This window comes from Tianweitania sp., from assembly GCF_032053605.1.
GTDB lineage: Bacteria > Pseudomonadota > Alphaproteobacteria > Rhizobiales > Rhizobiaceae > Tianweitania.
In genome coordinates, this window is record NZ_DAMBUH010000167.1 from 1 (window position 1) to 1,644 (window position 1,644).

Genomic DNA, 1,644 nt, shown 5'->3' on the forward strand with positions numbered 1-1,644 from the left:
GCGGGCAGGGCAGTGATCAGCCGCTCGGCATGCAGGCTCTTGCCGGAGCGTGCGCCGCCAAGCAGAAAGGTCAGCCGGCCCTGCGTGGTCGGTTCAGGCAAGCCGCGGCCGCGCCGTCACGGCATCGTTTACGACGCGGTTGCGCAGCCACGCCGTCGCCACACCGAGCACGGCCCAGAACACCAGGTTAGTGACGGTGACTGCCACCACGAACTGATGATGCAGACCTTCCGGAATAGGCGACTCATGGCTCTCCGGCTGCGGCGCGCCAATCAGATGTGGCACGACCAACAGCGCAATGCCGAGGATCGCCAGCCACGATGCGCGGCCAAAAACCACCAGCGCCAAACCAGCAGCCGTCGCCAGCACCGTGCCTGTCCACCAGATCTGCCGCGGCAGGAGTTCGGCGGCTGGCATCGCCGGCAGTTCCGGCGGAAGGCCGAGACCGGGCGCAAGTGTGAAGACCGCGAAACCTGCAAAGCCCCACAGCAAGCCCTGCCGCAGCGTGGTGATGCCACCGGCAAATTCCGAGGCGACCACGAGAAGCAGCGCAAAGCCGATGCCGGTCACGATGTTGGCAAGCGTGGTGAAGGCCGTTCGCTCGAAGCCGTCAGCAGGCGCCCAGCCATCCTCATCATGTTCATGCGCGGGAACGGCAGCTGCCTCGCTGCTGACGGGTGCGGTGGCATCTGTCGCACCATGCTCATGCGCTGCCGGCGCTGCATTCTCAAAGGTTTCCGCCTGCAAGATCAGCGGCACAGTGGAATAAACTTGAAGCGCGGTCATCACGAGGCCGGCGCATAGCCCGGCCAGCGCCGCGAGAAACACGACGTTACGAAAAAGGGTCATGAGATCATCCCTGGGCTAGTGGCAGGGAAAAGCCATGGAATGGCGATAATCGTGCCCAGCATTGTGCACGGCTTCGATATGCGAGAAGCCGACGAAGCCGATCACGAACAGGCCGAGCAGAGCGGCCATCATCAAGGGCAGGGCCTGAGCCTGAGTATGCGTTTGAACCGGAGCGCCGGCTGGCGCGATTGTCGAAGTCGTCATGATCATCCTTCCGCCCTCCACCCGAGGGCACGTTACGAGTTCCTGTCGGCGGCAGGTTTCCTGGCTTGCGACTCCGACGCTTCAACCGACCTTCCCGGAGCATCCTCCAGTGGCTTTCGGCCAAGCTCGTCGCTTACAGTTGCGGGGGCAGCCGCGGCTTCGGACAATGTCCTCACCGCGTTCCCTTCATCCCTTGCGGGAACCGTCGACGAAGCCAGCATAGAGCTTTCACATTGTCGTGCAATCGGATTCGCGACACGCCTTGAACATCGTGCGCCGTGCGAAGTCGTCGCGTTGACAGCCGCTCGCGCCAAGCCGTACAAGCATCACTGACGGTCTGCCGGCCGCAATGCCGGGAGCTAAGAGGGAATGCGGTGCGCGAAAGCCACTCCGCAGCTGTCCCCGCAACTGTGATCGGGTGAGCGATCCTTCCAAGAGCCACTGGGTGAAAAACCTGGGAAGGCGGAAGAAACGCGATGATCCGAGAGCCAGGAGACCTGCCGTCAGCGAACTGATCCTGAACATGTCCGGCGGGCGATCCGGGCGAGGAGTATGGAACTTGGCGGCAGACTCACCCGCAATTTCGATCGT

Annotated in this window: 2 protein-coding genes and 2 riboswitches; both genes read right to left on the bottom strand. The window is 63.1% G+C overall.

Translation table 11 applies throughout. From position 1 onward, the window contains the following. Positions 1-93 precede the first annotated feature (93 nt). Complete coding sequence (locus RTX98_RS19960) at positions 94-849, bottom strand: CbtA family protein (RefSeq protein WP_312798621.1); 756 nt, start codon at positions 847-849, stop codon at positions 94-96. 15 nt (positions 850-864) lie between these two features. After that, positions 865-1,053 (bottom strand): CbtB domain-containing protein, encoded by a 189-nt coding sequence (locus RTX98_RS19965; protein ID WP_312798622.1) that lies wholly within the window; start codon positions 1,051-1,053, stop codon positions 865-867. A 32-nt stretch (positions 1,054-1,085) separates the two neighbouring features. Beyond that, positions 1,086-1,275, bottom strand: a riboswitch (cobalamin riboswitch). A 94-nt stretch (positions 1,276-1,369) separates the two neighbouring features. After that, a riboswitch (cobalamin riboswitch) is annotated at positions 1,370-1,573 on the top strand. Positions 1,574-1,644 lie beyond the last annotated feature (71 nt).

Bases quoted from the DNA above. Each gene is read 5' to 3' on its own strand.
- RTX98_RS19965 (WP_312798622.1), bottom strand. From the start codon at position 1,053: ATGACGACTTCGACAATCGCGCCAGCCGGCGCTCCGGTTCAAACGCAT.
- RTX98_RS19960 (WP_312798621.1), bottom strand. From the start codon at position 849: ATGACCCTTTTTCGTAACGTCGTGTTTCTCGCGGCGCTGGCCGGGCTA.